Here is a 16,283-nt window from a genome sequence, read left to right on the forward strand (position 1 = left end):
GGGGTGGGTGCGACTCGGCCGGGAACAGGCGTGACAGGTGCCCCGGCGAGCGCCCTGCACAATGCACGTTACCCAGTGCTTCCCAATTCTGTGAAACCCCATCTGACCTGCGAATTTGCTTGGATTTCCAAGTACCTGACTGCTTGGATTTCCGAGTAAATCGAGAAAGGCGGGAACACTTCCTGGTCACAGCACTGATCACAGCCTGGCAGGGGGCCGGAACACCGGCACGTTATCCCGGCCACCCCGCGCACGGGAAGAGTTCACGGGGCACAGGAAGAGATCGTCCACCCGGGCGCGGAAAGACATGGTGTGTGAGACTGACACCGTGCGCGAAGACGGAAAAATTACGGTATTCCTCCTCGACGATCACGAAGTGGTCCGGCGTGGAGTTCATGAGCTGCTCTCCGTGGAGTCCGATATCGAGGTCGTCGGCGAGGCGGGCACGGCGGCCGACGCCCTGGTAAGGATCCCGGCCACGCGCCCTGATGTGGCCGTTCTCGACGTACGGCTTCCGGACGGCAGCGGGGTGGAGGTCTGCCGCGAGATCCGTTCGCAGAACGAGGACATCAAATGCCTGATGCTCACCTCGTTCGCCGATGACGAGGCCCTCTTCGACGCGATCATGGCCGGCGCTTCCGGCTATGTGCTCAAGGCCATTCGCGGCAATGAACTGCTCACCGCCGTACGTGATGTGGCGGCCGGAAAGTCCCTGCTCGACCCGGTGGCGACGGCCCGCGTCCTGGAGCGGCTGCGCGACGGGAACAACCCCAAGGGCGACGACCGCCTCGCGAACCTCACCGACCAGGAGCGGAAGATCCTCGACCTGATCGGCGAGGGCATGACCAACCGCGCGATCGGCGAGCGACTGCACCTCGCCGAGAAGACGATCAAGAATTACGTCTCCAGCCTGCTCTCGAAGCTGGGCATGGAGCGGCGCTCCCAGGCGGCCGCGTACGTGGCGCGCCTGCAGGCGGAGAAGCACCACTGAACGGACCCGCGCACCGGCAGGGGGGCTGTTCCACCAGGAGGGTGATCCGCCATGCGAGCTGTCGCGGTCAAGGCGTTCAAGGCCGAGCCTGAGCTGATGGAACTGCCGGATCCCTTGCCCGGCCCCGGAGAAGTGCTCGTCAGGGTCGACTACGCCTGCCTGAACCCCTACGACTGGCAGGCCGCCGACGGCCTCCTCGACGGCGAGGCGCCCCACGTCTTCCCGCTCGTCCTGGGCGTCGATTTCGCGGGCCGGGTGGACGCGGTCGGGCCGGGCGCCGAGCGCTTCCACGTGGGCGAAGCCGTCTTCGGCCAGGCGTCCAGGCCGCCGATCGGCGCGGGCAGCTACGCCGAGTACGTGACGATGCCGCAGGACGCGGTGATCTCCACCGTCCCGGCGGGCCTGAGCCTGGAGAGCGCGGCGGTCCTGCCGACCGCGGGGATGACGGCGGCGCAGATCCTGCAGACCGCGGGGGTCCGCGAGTGCGCGAGCCTCCTGGTGATCGGTGCGACGGGCGGCGTGGGCACCCAGCTCACCCAGCTCGCCGCGGGCCGTGAGGTCCGTGTCCTCGCGGCGGTGCGCGGCGACGAGCGGCACCGGATGGCCGCCCTGGGGGCCGCCGTCACGATCGACACCACGTCGCGGGACCTGTCCGCCGCGGTCCGCGACGAGTACCCGCAGGGCATCGACGCCATGGTCGACCTGGTCTCCGGCGACCCGGAGTCCTTCGCCGCCAACGCCGCCCTGGTCCGGGCCGGCGGTGTCGCCCTCACCACCCGCTCCGCCGCCGACCCCGCGCAGTCGCCGCCCGGCGTCGAGGTCGTCGACTTCGACCTGCGGGCCAGCTCGGAACTGCTCGACATCCTGGCCGCCGCGGTCGTCAAGGGCGTCCTGGATGTCCCGATCGAGGCGGAGGTGCCCCTGGAGAAGGCTCCGCGGGCGATCGCCAAGGCACGGGGCGGCGGGGCGCGGGGCAAGACGGTGCTGGTGCTCTGAGGGACGTACGTGCTGTGAGCGACGTACGTGCTGTGAGGGACTTACGTCCCGACCCTCTAGGGGCGGGATCCTCTGTACTGGCACCTCCCCGTGCCCGAGGGTGGATGCCATGCCCACCGACGAACCGGACGAACAGGACGAACAGCTCGCCTACGAACTGCTCAGCCGCACCGACTACGGCCGGGTGGCGACCAGCATGCGCGCGCTGCCCTTCCTCGCCGCGGCCCGCCACATCGTCGTGGACGGGCGCATCCTGCTGCGGATGCACAAGGGGTACGGCTACCACCAGGCCTGCATCGGCAGTGTCGTCGCCTACGGAGCGGACAATCTCAACTCGGCGAGCGCCCGCACGGCACAGTGGACCGTGCAGTTCGTCGGCGTCTGCGAGGTCATCGAGCCGACCAACGACGAACTGGAGCTGTTCGGTCCGGGCCCACACTACGTGGACGGCGATCTCTACGACCCGGTCTACCTCCGCATAGAGCCGCAGCTGGCCACGGTGCACACGCTGCACGGCGGCCGGGACCGCCGGCTTCAGCACCTTCGGTAGACGGGCCCCAGAGGGGCAGAACGCGGCACGCGCGCGTGGTGCCCTTTCCGGGCTCCACGCGCGCGTGCCGTTGATCAAGCCGCTTCAGTTGCTTCGGCTGCTTCAGCCGTCGAGGCCGCCGTCCGCGCCACCGTCGGCCCCGCCCGTGGGCGGCTCCTCCGTGACGGGCGGAGTCGGCTCGTCCGTCGGCTCCGTCGGCTCGTCCGTCGGCTCGCCGGTCGGCTCATTCGTCGGCTCGCCGGTCGGCTCCGTCGGCTCGCTCTCCGTGGGCGTCGTCGGAGTGGTCGGGTCGGTGGACGGCGTCACCGGAGGCGTGTAGTCCCCCTGACCGCCCGAGCCGTCGCCCGGCACCGTCTCCTCCTCCGACGTCGACTCCTCCGGACTCTTGCTGGGCTCCTTCGATTCCGACTGCTTCGTCGGCGCCTTCGTCGGAGTGTCCTTGTCCTTCGTCTTGCCGCCGCCGGCGTTCAGCGCGACCGCGACACCCACCGCGATCGCGATGACCGCGAGCACGGCGAAGATCCACATCTTGCCGCGGCCGCCCCGGCCGTTCCCGTCGCGGTGACCGCCGTCGAAGCCGCCGTCGTCGCCGCCCGGCGGACGCAGCATCGGGCCCGGGATCTGCGCGGTGCCGGAGTCGCCCGGGTGCTGCATCGCGGTGGTGCCCGCGACGCCCATCGCCGGGGTGTGGCCGCCCTGGTGCATCCCCGCGATGTCGACGGGCCCGGTGTTCCAGGTGCCGGTGTGGCTGCCCTGCTCGCCCAGCATCTGCAGCGCGTACTGGATCAGACCGCGCATCTCCTCGGCGGTCTGGAACCGGTCGTCCGGGTCCTTGGCTAGCGAGCGCATGACGAGCCCGTCCAGCTCCGGCGGCGCCACGTCCGAAGCCTCGGACGGCGGCACGGGGATGTCCTGGACGTGCTGGTAGACCACGGACAGCGGCGTCTCACCGGTGAACGGGGGCCGCAGCGCGAGGAGTTCGTAGAGCAGACAGCCGGTCGCGTACAGGTCGGAGCGGTGGTCGACGGCCTTGCCGAGCGCCTGCTCCGGGGAGAGGTACTGGGGCGTGCCCATGACCATGCCGGTCTGCGTCATCGTCGACTGGGCGCCGTGCAGGGCGCGCGCGATGCCGAAGTCCATCACCTTCACCGCGCCGGTGTTGGTGATGATCACGTTCGCGGGCTTGATGTCGCGGTGCACGATGCCGTGCTGGTGCGAGTAGGCGAGCGCCTCGAGCACTCCGGAGACGATGATCAGGGCCTGCTCGGGGCCCGGCGCCTCCGCGTTGATCAGCAGATCGCGGATCGTCCGGCCCTCGACGATCTCCATGACGATGTACGGGACGACGTTCGGCCCGACGACGTCTTCACCGGAGTCGTACACGGCGACCACAGCATGGTGGTTGAGCCCCGCAACCGACTGGGCCTCGCGCGTGAAGCGGGCCTTGGAGACCGGGTCCTCGGCGAGGTCGGAGCGGAGCAGCTTGACGGCGACCGTACGACCCAGACGTACGTCCTCGGCCGCGAACACCTCTGCCATGCCGCCACGGCCGAGTCTGCGGGTCAGCCGGTATCGGCCGTCCCCGACAAGCCCGCCATTACCCCACAACTCCGGCGCATCTGACATACCGCCGCCAGTCGCCTCGGGGTCGGACGGGCCCTGAGCGCGCTGCGTCTGTGCCATCAGTCCTCGCCGTCGTTTCTGGTCGTGGTGCTTGGTGGTACTGGGGGAACCCGGGCCACGCTACAGCCTTAACGCGGCACGTCGGTTCGAGGTGGACCGGACATCAAACCCGCCATGGGGGTCGATGCGCAAACTTGTAACGCTTCCGAGACGCTTCTTGCGCGTACGGTCACGGAACGGGCATCGAGCTTGACGTGTCAGTGCCCTCGGGCAGACTTGGCCAGGAATAGCGGGAATCGATCACCGATCGCGGAGCCGTCCGGCACACCGCGCCGATGGGGGACGCACGACATGAGCAGCCAGGACGGCGCACAGGGACGGTATGCGGGGCGTTCGCTGGCCGGTGGCCGGTATCAGCTGCGCGATCTTCTCGGTGAGGGCGGCATGGCCTCCGTTCACCTTGCGTACGACTCGGTACTCGACCGTCAGGTCGCGATCAAGACGCTGCACACCGAGCTCGGCCGCGAGCAGTCGTTCCGCGAGCGCTTCCGCCGCGAGGCCCAGTCGGTGGCCAAGCTCACGCACACGAACATCGTCTCGGTCTTCGACACCGGCGAGGACGATCTCGACGGCGCGACGATGCCGTACATCGTCATGGAGTACGTGGAGGGCAAGCCGCTCGGCTCCGTCCTCGACGCGTCCGTCGCGCAGTTCGGCGCGATGCCGACCGACCAGGCGCTGAAGATCACCGCCGATGTGCTCGCCGCGCTCGAGATCAGCCACGAGATGGGCCTGGTCCACCGCGACATCAAGCCCGGCAACGTGATGATGACGAAGCGCAACGTCGTCAAGGTCATGGACTTCGGCATCGCCCGCGCCATGCAGTCCGGCGTCACCTCCATGACGCAGACCGGCATGGTCGTCGGCACCCCGCAGTATCTGTCGCCGGAGCAGGCACTCGGCCGCGGCGTCGACGCCCGCTCCGACCTGTACTCGGTCGGCATCATGCTCTTCCAACTGACCACCGGCCGGCTGCCGTTCGAGGCGGACTCGCCGCTGGCCATCGCGTACGCGCACGTCCAGGAGGAGCCGGTCGCTCCGTCCTCGATCAACCGCTCGCTGCCGCCGGCGCTCGACGCGATCGTCGCCCGCGCGCTCAAGAAGAACCCGAACGAGCGTTTCCCGACCGCGGAGGCGATGCGGGACGAGTGCCTGCGCGTCGCCCAGTCCTTCCAGGCGGCCGCGCCGAGCATCGTGCCGGGCGCCCAGACGGCGAGTGGCGCGGGCGTCGGCTCGGCGGTCTTCCCGCCGGTCGACACCTCGATGCCGCAGGGCGGCAACGTCCAGACGCCGTACCAGCCGGGTCCGTACGGCCCGGCCACCCCGGCCCCGGTGACCCCGGGCTACGGCTACCCGCAGCAGGCCGGCTACCAGACCCCGCCGCCCACGAACGCGTACGCACCGCAGGCCTCGCAGACCCCGCCGCCGTACACGGTCTCGCCGCAGCCGGCGCAGACGTCCGTGCAGGGCCAGGGCGGCGGCTCGGGCTCGGGCGGCGGCAAGAAGAACATGCCGGTGGTCGTCGGCTCGATCGTCGTCGCGCTGCTGGCCATCGGCGGCGTGATCGCGGCGGTCTCGCTGGGCGGCGGCGATGAGGGCGGCAAGGACCCCAAGGACAAGAAGTCGAACGCGCCGGTGGCCGGGCACCGAGGTCCGGACCGGACCAAGACGATCGAGACCGAAGAGTGCACCGAGCCGGACACGGCGTACAACGACGAGAACAAGATCAAGGTCCCGGACTTCACATTCATGGACTGGCGTTCCGTGCAGAAGTGCCTGCAGGCGGCCGGCTGGGAGTACGACAAGAGCGAGATGGACGAGAACACCTACGGGGAGGACACCGTCATGACGCAGACCCCCAAGGAAGGCTCCGACGTCGACCCGGACGACGTGGAGATCCAGTTCACCGTCTCCACGGGCAACCCCTCCTGATCACCGCCTGATCATCCACGGCAAGGCGGAGGGCCCGGTCACCTCGTGACCGGGCCCTCCGCGTTGTTCGTTCGGTATCTGGCGACCGTCTAGAGGACCTGGAGGACCTAGAGGTAAGGCCCTCCGGAGCGCCCCGCGATGCCGCCGTCCTCGTCCTCCTCGCCACCGCCCATGCCGGGCGGCAACGCGCGCCGCATCTGCTCCAGCTGCGCCCGCGCCGCCATCTGCTGCGCGAACAGGGTCGTCTGGATCCCGTGGAAGAGCCCTTCGAGCCAGCCCACCAGCTGGGCCTGGGCAATCCGCAGCTCGGCGTCGCTCGGCGTCGTCTCCTCCGTGAACGGAAGAGAGAGCCGCTCCAGCTCTTCGACGAGCTCGGGGGCGAGACCGTCCTCGAGCTCCTTGACCGAACTGGCGTGGATCTCCTTGAGCCGTACCCGGCTCGCCTCGTCCAGAGGAGCCGCCCGCACCTCCTCGAGCAGCTGCTTGATCATGCTGCCGATGCGCATGACCTTGGCCGGCTGTTCGACCATCTCCGTCACCGGGACCTCGTGGGAGTCGTCGTCTCCGCCGCCGCCGAGCGCCATTCCGTCCTGTCCGACAACCAGGACTTGGGGGCTCTCCGGCGACCGTTCGTTCCTCGGCATCTCCATGCCGCCATTCTCTCGCACCCGTACATCACACATCGGTGGTGCCCCCATAAGCCGGTGATCCACCGTGTACAAAGCCGTCGGCCGTGTCAGCCGCCGCGCAGCCGCACGGCGAAGAACCCCAGGCCGAGGCCGATCAGGACGAGGCCGCTGCCGAGCGGCAGGACGCTGAGGCCGGGGACGACGGGCTCAGCGGCGGTCTTCCGGGTGGCGTCGGAGGCGGTGGTCTTGGTGGCGGGCTGCTGCGCCAGGGACGGCCGCGGCTTCGGCTGCGGCGGGTGGGCCGGCACGGACACCGAAGGGGGCGGGGGCAACGGCTCAGCGCGTCCCGGCCTGGCCCTGCCTTCGCCGGGGATACTCCCGGCGAAGGTCTCGCTGGGGGAGGGCTCGACGGCGTACGCGGCATACGAGACGTACGAGGAGGGGAGAACGGTGGCGGTCAGGAACACCGCCGAAACCACCAACGGCTTGAGTCGTGGAGTCACCGCGCTGACCCCCTCCCGCTACCGGATCGCCAAGATCGAGAGAGATCACTGAAGCTGGGATCAAGCGTCACATAGCGGGAGAGGTCCGGCATCTCGGCGGGCCCCGGTAACGGGCCCCGTAAGGGGCGCGGGGCTGTGACATGTGCGGCTCCGCCGCGTGGGCGCGACCAGCCACAACGGGCCCGCAGAATTCAGCGAACGAGCAGCACCTTCCCAATATGCGAGCTCTCCTCAAGCACCCGATGCGCCGCCGCCGCATCAGGCAACGGCACCGTCCGGTCGACAACCGGACGCACATGCCCCGCACCGATCAGCGGCCACACATGCTCCCGCACCGCCGCCACGATGGCGGCCTTCTCCTCCAAGGGACGCGCCCGCAGCGACGCCGCCGTAATGGCGGCCCGCTTGCCCAGGAGCGTGGCGATGTTCAGCTCGCCCTTGATACCGCCCTGCATGCCGATGATCGCGAGGCGTCCGCTGGTCGCGAGGACCTGCACATTCCGGTCCAGGTACTTCGCGCCCATGTTGTCGAGGATGACGTCCGCGCCCGCGCCGTCCGTGGCGTTCTTGATCTCCTCTACGAAGTCCTGCTCGCGGTAGTTGACGAGGATGTCCGCGCCGAGTTCCCGGCAGAAGTCCAGCTTCTCCTTGCTGCCCGCGGTGACCGCCACCTTGGCGCCGACGGCCTTCGCCAACTGGATCGCCATGGTGCCGATGCCGCTGGAGCCGCCGTGCACGAGGAACGTCTCGCCGGGCCGCAGGTGGGAGATCATGAAGACGTTCGACCAGACGGTCGAGGTCACCTCGGGCAGCGCGGCCGCCGTGACGAGGTCGACGCCCTCCGGCACCGGCAGCAGCTGGCCCACGGGAACGACGACCTGCTCGGCGTAGCCGCCGCCCGCGAGCAGCGCGCAGACCTCGTCGCCGATCTCCCAGCCGGAGACTCCGGTGCCGATCGCCTTGACGCGGCCCGAGCATTCCAGTCCCGGGTACGGGGACGAGCCGGGCGGCGGGTTGTAGAAACCCTGGCGCTGGAGCAGGTCGGCGCGGTTCACGGCACTGGCCGCGACCTCGACGAGAACCTCGCCCTCACCAGGTACGGGATCGGGGACCTCGGCCCACACGAGCGCTTCGGGCCCACCGGCTTCAGGGATCGTGATCGCATGCATGCGGGCGAGGCTACTCCCCGGCGAATCCGGCCGGTTCGGCTAGGCCCGGATCCCTCCACCCGGCGGAGACGGGCGCGCGTCAGGCGTCACCGTGGCCTGCGGCGAGGCCCGCACGATGGTGATGAGACGGTCCATCAACTGCAGCTTCCCGACGGCGGGATCGTCGTACCCGAGCACCCGGTGCCCCCGCACCACACTCACGATCAGATCGTCCGTCTCCCGGACGCCCAGGCCCACCTCGGCCTTTATGACCGGCCGCTCGACGAGGTCGAGGCCGCTGCCCTGCTGGATCAGATCCTCCATGACCATGCCGGCGCTGGGGCTGAGGCAGGAGAGCCCGAGCAGCCGACCCGCCGCGCTCGCGCTGGTGATCACCGCGTCCGCGCCGGACTGCCGCAGCAGCGGCGCGTTCTCCTCCTCGCGCACCGCGGCCACGATCTTCGCCCCGCGGTTCATCTGCCGGGCGGTGAGGGCGACCAGGACGGCGGTGTCGTCGCGCTGCGTAGCGATGATGATCTGCCGGGCACGCTGCACCTCGGCACGGAGCAGCACATCACTGCGCGTCGCATCGCCGATGACACCCGCGTACCCCTCGGCGGTGGCGGCGTCGACGACCTTCGCGCTCGGGTCGACCACCACGATCTGCTCCGCCTTCAGACCGGTCGCACGGACGGTCTGGATCGCGGAACGGCCCTTGGTGCCGAAGCCGACGACGACGGTGTGTTCACGCAAGTTGGACCTCCAACGGTTCAGACGCCATTCCTCGCGCGTACGTTCCGTGAGTACTTCAAGTGTGGTCCCGACCAGGATGATCAGAAAGAGCACACGCAGCGGCGTGATCAGCAGGATGTTGCAGAGCCGCGCGCTGTCGCTGTACGGGACGATGTCGCCGTAGCCCGTGGTGGAGAGCGTGACGGTGGAGTAGTAGGCGGCGTCGAGGAAGTCGATCGCGTCGTCCGAGTTGTCGTGGTAGCCGCCGCGGTCGATCCAGACGATGAAGGTCGTCAGGGCGAGCACCCCGAGCGCGATGAGCAGCCGCTTGCCGACCTGCCGCAGAGGTCGTTCGACGACCCGTCGCGGCAGCTTGATCCGGTGGGTCACCAGATGTTCGTCGGGGTTGCGGGCGATCGCGTCCTGGCCGTGAAGTTTCACGTGAAACACACCTCGGTCGCGTAGCCGCCGCCTTCGGGCACAGCCCAGGGCAGGTCGAGAATCTCCAGCTCCTGGCCCTTGCGCGCGCCGCCGGGCGGGACCACGGCGAGCCCCTCGGCCACCGCGACGCCGCGCAGCATCGCGGGCCCGTTGTAGTGCAAGGGCAGCGCGTCGTCACCGCGGAGCGTGACGGGGACGAGCCGGGTGTCGTGCGGGTGCCCGTGCACGTCCTCGCGTACGACAGCCGTGTACGGTACCGGCACGGGGCGCCCCGAGAGTGTGCGCAGCAGGGGCTCGGCCAGGGTCAGCAGCCCCGAGACGGCGGCGAGCGGATTGCCCGGCAGCCCGACGAGGTGCTGGTCGGAGCGGATCCGTGCCAGCAGCATGGGATGCCCCGGACGCACCGCGACGCCGTCCACGAGGAGCTCGGCTTCGATGCGGCTCAGGATCGGGTGGACATGGTCGACGGGCCCGGCGGCGGTCCCGCCGGTGGTGACGATCAGATCGGCGGTGGAGGTGGTGATGGCCTGACGCAGCGCCTCGGCATCGTCACCGAGCCGCCGTACGCCGATGACGTCGACGCCGAGTGATCGCAGCCAGGGCGGCAGCATGGGCCCGAGCGCGTCCCGGATGAGACCGTCGTGGGGGAGTCCCTCGGTCAGCAACTCATCGCCCAGGATCAGGACTTCGGCACGGGGGCGGGGGACCACCGGCAGCCGGTCGTAACCGGCGGCCGCGGCGAGGCCAAGGACCGCCGGGGTCACCAGGGCACCGGGCGGCAGGAGTTGATCGCCGGAGCGGCACTCCTGGCCGCGCGGCCGGATGTCCTGCCCGTGCGCGACGTCACGCTGCGGGTGCAGCCGCCCCTTGTCGTCGATGAGTCCGTGCTCGCGGCGGATGACAGCCGTGGCTTCCCTCGGGATCCGGGCCCCGGTCGCGATCCGCACCGCGTCCCCGTCGGCGAGCGACACGGTCCCCTCCTGCCCGGCCAGAATCCCCTCGTCGAGAACGACCCAGGGCCCCGGCCCGGCGACGACCCAGCCATCCATGGCCGAGGTGTCGAAGGAGGGCAGATCGGTGAGCGCGACAACGGCCGCCGCAAGCACGAGCCCGAGCGCCTGCTCCAGGGGCACGGACGCGGGCACGACCCCGGAGGGAACGGGCCGGGGAGCCCGCGCGGCAAGGGCACGGGCGGCGGGCCAGGGGGTGATGTCGCGGTGGTTGGGGGCCTGGTTGGGGGTGCGCTTGGGGGTGCTGTGTTGGGCGGGGGTGGCGTCCGTGGCGGGGGTGCTGGGCTGGGCGGGGGTGGCGTCCTTGGCCGGGGCCCTGTGTTGGCTGGGGGCGCTGTGCCCGCTGGGGGCGCTGTGCCCGCTGGGGGCGCCCGGTGAGTTCGGGGTGCGCGAGGTGCGCGGCGTGCTCGGGGTGCTCGGGGTGCTCGGGGTGCCGCGGCCAGCCGAAGCACCGCTGTCGCCCGGCTGTTCGCCTTGCGGCGCCGGCTGACTTGGGGTGCTGTGCCCGCTGGGGGCGCTGTGCTGGCCGGGAGCGCCGGGCGAGTGCGAGGTGCGCGGCGTGCTCGGGGTCCCGCGGCCGGCCGAGGCGCCGCCGTCGCCCGGCTGTTCACCCTGCGGCGCCTGCTGACTCGGGGCGCCTTCCCCGCTGGGGGCGTCTTGCCCACCGGGGGCGCCATGCCCAGCCGGGGTGTTGTCCCCGCTCGAAGCGCCCGGCGTGCCCGGGGTGCCCCCGTCGGCCGGAGCGCTGCCCTCGCTCGGCTGCGCGCCGCCGCCCGGCGCCCGCTCGTCCGGGGCGGTCTGCGCACCCGGGACGCCGGAGGCGCCTTGTCCGCGGCGTACATAGTCGTCGTTCACCAGGGCGAGAGCCTCGTCGAGCTCGGCGTCCGGCAGTGGCTGCCCGCTCATCCGGCGTCCGGCCGGGTGGCGGCCCCGGCGTCCGGCTCCGCGGAACCGGCGCCCGGCTTGGGCTCGGCACCGCCGTCGGCGGCCTCCGCCGCCCACCGCGCGGCCAGCGCCGCCGCCTTGCGAGCCGCGTCGGCCACCGCTTCGGGCCCGGCTCCCGCCCCGCCCGCGGCGGCCGCGTACCCCACGAGGAACGTGGTCAGCGGGGCGGCCGGCCTGGCCACTCCGTGCGCCGCGTCGCGGGCGAGGTCGAGCAGGATGCCGGTGTCGACGTCGAGCTCGATGCCCAGTTCGTCCTTGACTGCGGAAATCCATTCATCCAACACGTGCCCATGCTCCCTGATACGCGCCCTGGCGGCGGCGATGTCGTCCCAGGTGTCGCAGTCGAAGGACGCTACGGGATCGGCGACCCGCGTCAGCGCGAGCCGCGCGGTGAGCCGCCGCAGCGGAAGCCCCGTCAGACCACCGTGCTCGTCCGCGAGCGCGTCGATCTCCCGCCGCAGCGCGGCACTTCGGTAGGCCGCGACCAGCGGCTGGTCCCGGCCACCGGGATCGGTGAGCACCGCACCGTCCACCGCGCCGCCCGCCACGGGATCTTCGCCGAGCGCGGCGACAAGCCGCCGCACGGTTCGCTCCCCCAGGAACGGCAGATCGGCGGAGAGCACCACCACCCGCTCCGCCGCCGTACGCCGCAGCCCCGCCTCGAGCGCGGCGAGCGGCCCCGCTCCGGCGGGCTCCTCGCGCGCCCACACCACCGGGCGCGCGGTCGGACGTGGCCCCGCGACGACGACGGTGACCCCCGCGTCGGCACACGCGCCGAGCACCCGGTCGAGCAGCGCCCGGCCGCCGACCCGGACGCCCGGCTTGTCCGCCCCGCCGAGCCGTCTGGCGCCGCCGCCCGCCAGCACCACGGCGTCGTACGGGGCGGATGCGGCGCCCTCTGGAGCCCTTTGCGCGGTCATCCCCCGAGTATGGGCGTACGAAGGATCAATGCCACCCCTCTGTACGGGGACTCACACCACTGCCCCTGCGCCCCTCACACCCCTCGCAGCAACACCGCAGGTTGCTCCACGCAGTCCGCCACGAACCGCAGGAACCCGCCGGCCGTGCCGCCGTCGCACACCCGGTGGTCGAAGGTGAGCGAGAGCTGCACGACATGCCGCACCGCCAACTCCCCTTGGTGCACCCATGGCTTGGGCACGATCCGGCCCACGCCCAGCATGGCCGCCTCGGGGTGATTGATGATCGGCGTGGAGCCGTCGACCCCGAACACCCCGTAGTTGTTCAACGTGAAGGTGCCGCCCGTCAGTTCCCCGGGCGTCAGCTTCCCGTCGCGCGCGGCCTCCGTCAGCCGGATCAGCTCCGCGTTGACGGAATCCGTGGTCCGCGTGTGGGCGTGCCGCACCACGGGGACGACGAGCCCGCGGTCGGTCTGCGCGGCGAAACCGAGGTGGACGTCGGCGAGCCGGACCACCTCGCGCGCCTCCATGTCCACCGTGGAGTTGAGCATCGGATAGCGGTCCAGCGCGGCCACGCTGATGCGGGCGAACAGGGCGAGCAGCGAGATCTTGCGGCCGTCGCCCTCCTTCACGGAGGCGTTCATCGCGGCACGCGCCGCGAGCAGTTCCGTCGCGTCGGCGTCGACCCAGCAGGTGGCCTCCGGTATCTCGCGCCTGCTGCGGGACATCTTGTCGGCCACGAGACCACGGATGCCGGTCAGCGGATGCCGGGACGCCAGTCCCGCGTGCACGGGCTCGCCGCCCGCCTCCACCAGACGGCGCGACTCGGCACGGCCCGCGCGGATGAGCTCGTCGTCCTCGCGCACGGCGGCCTTGCGCGCCATGACCCGTTGCGTCACGGCCTCGCGCACCTCGTCGCTCACCTGTCCCTCGGTGAGCTCCGCCCCGCGCTCGATCGCACGCTCCGCCGCGATGGCACCCTCCACGTCGGCCCGCGTAATCAGCCCGTCGGGTCCGGAACCCGGCAGTCCGCGCAGGTCGACGTCGTTCTCACGCGCCAGCTTCCGTACGAGGGGCGAGATCACCGGAACAGGACCGTCCACCCGCGGGCGCGTGTCCCGCACCCCGGCATCGACCGGCGCGACGGGCTCCGGCGCGGGAGCCTGCGGCGCCGCAGGCCGCGCAGTCCCCCGCACCCGCCTGCGCCGCGCCGGCGCCGCCGTCGTGCCGTACCCCACCAGGACGTTCCCCGACGACTCCTCGGCGGCAGCCGCCTGCAGGGCCCGCTCCGCAGGCTCCTCCGGAGCGTGGCTCCCGGCCGGTGCGCCCACGGCGACCGTCAACAGTGGGGCGCCCACCGGTAGTTCGGCCCCCTCCTCGCCGAACCGGGCGGTCACCACGCCCCCGTAGGGGCAGGGCACCTCCACCATCGCCTTGGCCGTCTCGACCTCGACGACCGCCTGGTCGACCGCGACGACGTCTCCGACCTGGACGAGCCAGCGGACGATCTCGGCCTCGGTCAGGCCTTCCCCCAGGTCGGGCAGCTTGAATTCGAGCACCTGCGCCATCAGCTCTCCGCCTCCCACTGCAGCCGCGCGACCGCGTCCAGGATCCGGTCCACGCCCGGCAGGTGGTGCTTCTCGAGCATCGGCGGCGGATAGGGGATGTCGAATCCCGCGACGCGCAGCACCGGCGCCTCCAGATGGTGGAAGCACCGCTCCGTGACGCGAGCGGCGATCTCCCCGCCGGGTCCGCCGAAGCCGCCCGACTCGTGCACGACGACCGCGCGGCCCGTCCGCCGTACCGAAGCGCACACCGTCTCGTCGTCGAACGGCACAAGGGAGCGCAGGTCGACCACTTCGAGGTCCCAGCCCTCGGCGACGGCCGCCTCGGCCGCCTCCATGCAGACGGGCACGGAAGGGCCGTACGTGAGGAGCGTGGCGCTGCGTCCGGTGCGCCGCACCACCGCGCGGCCTATGGGCTCCACGGTCTGCGGCGCGTCCGGGTTCCAGTCGGCCTTGGACCAGTAGAGGCGCTTCGGCTCCAGGAAGACGACCGGGTCGTCGGAGGCGATGGACGCCCTGAGCAGTCCGTAGGCGTCGGCGACCGTGGCGGGCGTGACGACATGGAGCCCCGGAGTCGCCATGTAGTACGCCTCGGAGGAGTCGCTGTGGTGCTCGACGCCCCCGATGCCACCTCCGTAGGGCACGCGCACCGTGATGGGCAGCGGCATCGCGCCCCGCGTGCGGTTCCGCATCCGCGCCACGTGCGAGATGAGCTGCTCGAAGGCGGGGTAGGCGAAGGCGTCGAACTGCATCTCGACGACGGGCCGAAGGCCGTACATCGCCATGCCCACGGCCGTCCCCAGGATGCCGGCCTCGGCGAGCGGTGTGTCCGTACAGCGGTCCTCGCCGAACTCCTTGGTGAGTCCGTCGGTGATCCGGAAGACCCCGCCGAGCGCCCCGACGTCCTCTCCGAGGACGTGCACGGTCGGATCCTCGGCCATCGAGTCACGCAGCGCGCGGCCCAGCGCCTGCGCCATGGTGGCCGGTTTTGCGGCCTTCTTGGCGGCCCGTTCGGCCGCGAGCGTGCTCATCGCGCGTTCTCCTCGCCATCCGCGCCGTCCGCGCCGACCGCGTCGTCTTCTTCGGATGCTTCGATCTCGGCCCGCAACTGGGCCGCCTGTTCCCGCAGTTGGGTGGTCTGCTCGGCGTACACGTGCGTGAACAGGTCCATGGGGTCGAGCTCGGGGTCCTGGTTCATGCGCTCGCGCAGATCGGCCGCCATGACCTCGGCGGCGTCACGGGCCACCCGCTTCCCGTCCTCGTCGAGCAGTCCTCGCTCGGTCAACTCCCGCTCCAGGAGCAGAATCGGGTCGTGGTCGCGCCAGGCCTCGACCTCGGCGTCACCTCGGTAGCGCGTGGCGTCGTCTGCGTTCGTATGGGCTTCCATGCGGTACGTCACCGCTTCGACGAGGGTGGGGCCACCGCCCTCACGCGCGCGGGACACCGCCTCGGCGAGCACCTCGTGCACCGCCGCCGCGTCGTTGCCGTCCACCAGGCGTCCCGGCATGCCGTACCCGACGGCCTTGTGGGCCAGGGACGGGGCCGCCGTCTGCTTGTCGAGCGGCACGGAGATCGCGAAGCCGTTGTTCTGCACCAGGAAGACGACGGGTGCCTGCCATACGGCGGCGAAGTTCAGCGCTTCGTGGAAGTCGCCCTCGCTGGTGCCGCCGTCGCCGACCATGGCGAGCGCGACCACGTCGTCGCCCTTGAGGCGCGCGGCGTGCGCGAGGCCCACGGCGTGCGGGAGCTGGGTCGCGAGGGGGGTGCTCAGGGGAGCTATGCGGTGCTCCCGGGGGTCGTACCCGGTGTGCCAGTCGCCTCGCAGCAGGGTCAGCGCCTGCACGGGGTCGAGGCCCCGGGCGACCGCGGCGAGCGTGTCTCGGTAACTGGGGAAGAGCCAGTCCCGCTCCTCCAGGGCCAGCGCGGCGGCCACCTCGCAGGCCTCCTGGCCGGTGCTCGAGGGGTAGACGGCGAGCCTGCCCTGCTTGGTGAGGGCCGTCGCCTGCGCGTTGTACCGGCGGCCGCGCACCAGCTCCGCGTACAGGCGGCGCAGCAGCTCCTCGTCGGCCTTGCCCGCGGCTTCCGTGCCAAGGACGCGGTACGGCTCCGCGTCGGGCAGCAGCGGCGCGGGATCGGTCCTGAGCTGCCATGCGGGTGGCGGGGTGGGCCGGTAGACGCCCCGCTGCTCCATGACCGTCATGTCGGCACCTCCATGTGGAAGCGATCTCCTCTTGGGAGCGG

Annotated in this window: 14 protein-coding genes; 4 read left to right on the forward strand and 10 right to left on the reverse strand. The window is 71.3% G+C overall.

The genetic code is table 11. The features are described 5' to 3' along the window. The first annotated feature begins 328 nt into the window (after positions 1-328). The 3 genes from OG453_RS03290 (at position 329) to OG453_RS03300 (ending at position 2,537) form a co-directional block, all read left to right on the forward strand. The gene (locus OG453_RS03290; RefSeq protein WP_323178597.1) at positions 329-991 is read left to right on the forward strand and encodes a response regulator transcription factor; all 663 of its coding nucleotides are present in this window, start codon (positions 329-331) and stop codon (positions 989-991) included. A gap of 51 nt (positions 992-1,042) precedes the next feature. Beyond that, positions 1,043-1,987 (forward strand): NADP-dependent oxidoreductase, encoded by a 945-nt coding sequence (locus OG453_RS03295; RefSeq protein WP_266864324.1) that lies wholly within the window; start codon positions 1,043-1,045, stop codon positions 1,985-1,987. Between the two features lie 109 nt (positions 1,988-2,096). After that, complete coding sequence (locus OG453_RS03300) at positions 2,097-2,537, forward strand: pyridoxamine 5'-phosphate oxidase family protein (protein ID WP_266864326.1); 441 nt, start codon at positions 2,097-2,099, stop codon at positions 2,535-2,537. Positions 2,538-2,639: 102 nt separating this feature from the next. On the opposite strand, the gene OG453_RS03305 is transcribed toward OG453_RS03300, so the two are convergent. Then, entirely contained in the window at positions 2,640-4,220 is a 1,581-nt protein-coding gene (locus OG453_RS03305) for a protein kinase (RefSeq protein ID WP_266864328.1), read from the reverse strand. 291 nt (positions 4,221-4,511) lie between these two features. On the opposite strand from OG453_RS03305, the gene OG453_RS03310 reads away from it, so the two are divergent. Then, complete coding sequence (locus OG453_RS03310; protein WP_266864330.1) at positions 4,512-6,152, forward strand: protein kinase; 1,641 nt, start codon at positions 4,512-4,514, stop codon at positions 6,150-6,152. A 107-nt stretch (positions 6,153-6,259) separates the two neighbouring features. Here OG453_RS03310 and OG453_RS03315 read toward each other — a convergent pair whose 3' ends face one another. The 9 genes from OG453_RS03315 to pdhA all read right to left on the reverse strand — a co-directional run bounded on the left by OG453_RS03315 (position 6,260) and on the right by pdhA (position 16,242). Beyond that, a complete protein-coding gene (locus OG453_RS03315) occupies positions 6,260-6,802 on the reverse strand; it encodes a bacterial proteasome activator family protein (protein ID WP_266864332.1) in 543 nt (180 codons plus the stop codon). Between the two features lie 86 nt (positions 6,803-6,888). Further along, on the reverse strand, positions 6,889-7,284 hold the full coding sequence (locus OG453_RS03320; protein ID WP_266864334.1) for a hypothetical protein: 396 nt from the start codon (positions 7,282-7,284) through the stop codon (positions 6,889-6,891). Positions 7,285-7,475: 191 nt separating this feature from the next. Continuing rightward, positions 7,476-8,453 carry an NAD(P)H-quinone oxidoreductase gene (locus OG453_RS03325; protein WP_266864336.1) on the reverse strand — a complete coding sequence of 326 codons (978 nt, stop codon included), beginning with the start codon at positions 8,451-8,453 and terminating at the stop codon, positions 7,476-7,478. A 39-nt stretch (positions 8,454-8,492) separates the two neighbouring features. Next, a complete protein-coding gene (locus tag OG453_RS03330; RefSeq protein ID WP_266864338.1) occupies positions 8,493-9,614 on the reverse strand; it encodes a TrkA family potassium uptake protein in 1,122 nt (373 codons plus the stop codon). Next, the gene (locus OG453_RS03335) at positions 9,602-11,521 is read right to left on the reverse strand and encodes a molybdopterin molybdotransferase MoeA (protein ID WP_266864339.1); all 1,920 of its coding nucleotides are present in this window, start codon (positions 11,519-11,521) and stop codon (positions 9,602-9,604) included. Before OG453_RS03335 ends, OG453_RS03330 begins: the two co-directional genes overlap by 13 nt. Beyond that, positions 11,518-12,480 carry an NTP transferase domain-containing protein gene (locus tag OG453_RS03340; protein ID WP_266864340.1) on the reverse strand — a complete coding sequence of 321 codons (963 nt, stop codon included), beginning with the start codon at positions 12,478-12,480 and terminating at the stop codon, positions 11,518-11,520. The genes OG453_RS03335 and OG453_RS03340 overlap by 4 nt, the downstream gene beginning before the upstream one ends. Before the next feature lie 74 nt (positions 12,481-12,554). Continuing rightward, entirely contained in the window at positions 12,555-14,045 is a 1,491-nt protein-coding gene (locus OG453_RS03345; protein WP_266864341.1) for a dihydrolipoamide acetyltransferase family protein, read from the reverse strand. Beyond that, entirely contained in the window at positions 14,045-15,073 is a 1,029-nt protein-coding gene (locus tag OG453_RS03350) for an alpha-ketoacid dehydrogenase subunit beta (protein ID WP_266864343.1), read from the reverse strand. Before OG453_RS03350 ends, OG453_RS03345 begins: the two co-directional genes overlap by 1 nt. After that, positions 15,070-16,242, reverse strand: coding sequence for a pyruvate dehydrogenase (acetyl-transferring) E1 component subunit alpha (gene pdhA, locus OG453_RS03355; protein WP_266864345.1), 1,173 nt, complete (start codon positions 16,240-16,242; stop codon positions 15,070-15,072). Before pdhA ends, OG453_RS03350 begins: the two co-directional genes overlap by 4 nt. Positions 16,243-16,283: the final 41 nt, after the last annotated feature.

The sequence above is a fragment of the Streptomyces sp. NBC_01381 genome (assembly GCF_026340305.1).
Classification (GTDB): Bacteria; Actinomycetota; Actinomycetes; order Streptomycetales; family Streptomycetaceae; genus Streptomyces.

Excerpts from the sequence above, each read along its gene's own strand:
- OG453_RS03295 (WP_266864324.1), top strand. The coding sequence starts at position 1,043 with ATGCGAGCTGTCGCGGTCAAGGCGTTCAAGGCCGAGCCTGAGCTGATG.
- OG453_RS03300 (WP_266864326.1), top strand. The coding sequence starts at position 2,097 with ATGCCCACCGACGAACCGGACGAACAGGACGAACAGCTCGCCTACGAA.
- OG453_RS03305 (WP_266864328.1), bottom strand. The coding sequence starts at position 4,220 with ATGGCACAGACGCAGCGCGCTCAGGGCCCGTCCGACCCCGAGGCGACT.
- OG453_RS03310 (WP_266864330.1), top strand. The coding sequence starts at position 4,512 with ATGAGCAGCCAGGACGGCGCACAGGGACGGTATGCGGGGCGTTCGCTG.
- OG453_RS03315 (WP_266864332.1), bottom strand. The coding sequence starts at position 6,802 with ATGGAGATGCCGAGGAACGAACGGTCGCCGGAGAGCCCCCAAGTCCTG.
- OG453_RS03325 (WP_266864336.1), bottom strand. The coding sequence starts at position 8,453 with ATGCATGCGATCACGATCCCTGAAGCCGGTGGGCCCGAAGCGCTCGTG.
- OG453_RS03335 (WP_266864339.1), bottom strand. The coding sequence starts at position 11,521 with ATGAGCGGGCAGCCACTGCCGGACGCCGAGCTCGACGAGGCTCTCGCC.
- OG453_RS03340 (WP_266864340.1), bottom strand. The coding sequence starts at position 12,480 with ATGACCGCGCAAAGGGCTCCAGAGGGCGCCGCATCCGCCCCGTACGAC.
- OG453_RS03345 (WP_266864341.1), bottom strand. The coding sequence starts at position 14,045 with ATGGCGCAGGTGCTCGAATTCAAGCTGCCCGACCTGGGGGAAGGCCTG.
- OG453_RS03350 (WP_266864343.1), bottom strand. The coding sequence starts at position 15,073 with ATGAGCACGCTCGCGGCCGAACGGGCCGCCAAGAAGGCCGCAAAACCG.
- pdhA (WP_266864345.1), bottom strand. The coding sequence starts at position 16,242 with ATGACGGTCATGGAGCAGCGGGGCGTCTACCGGCCCACCCCGCCACCC.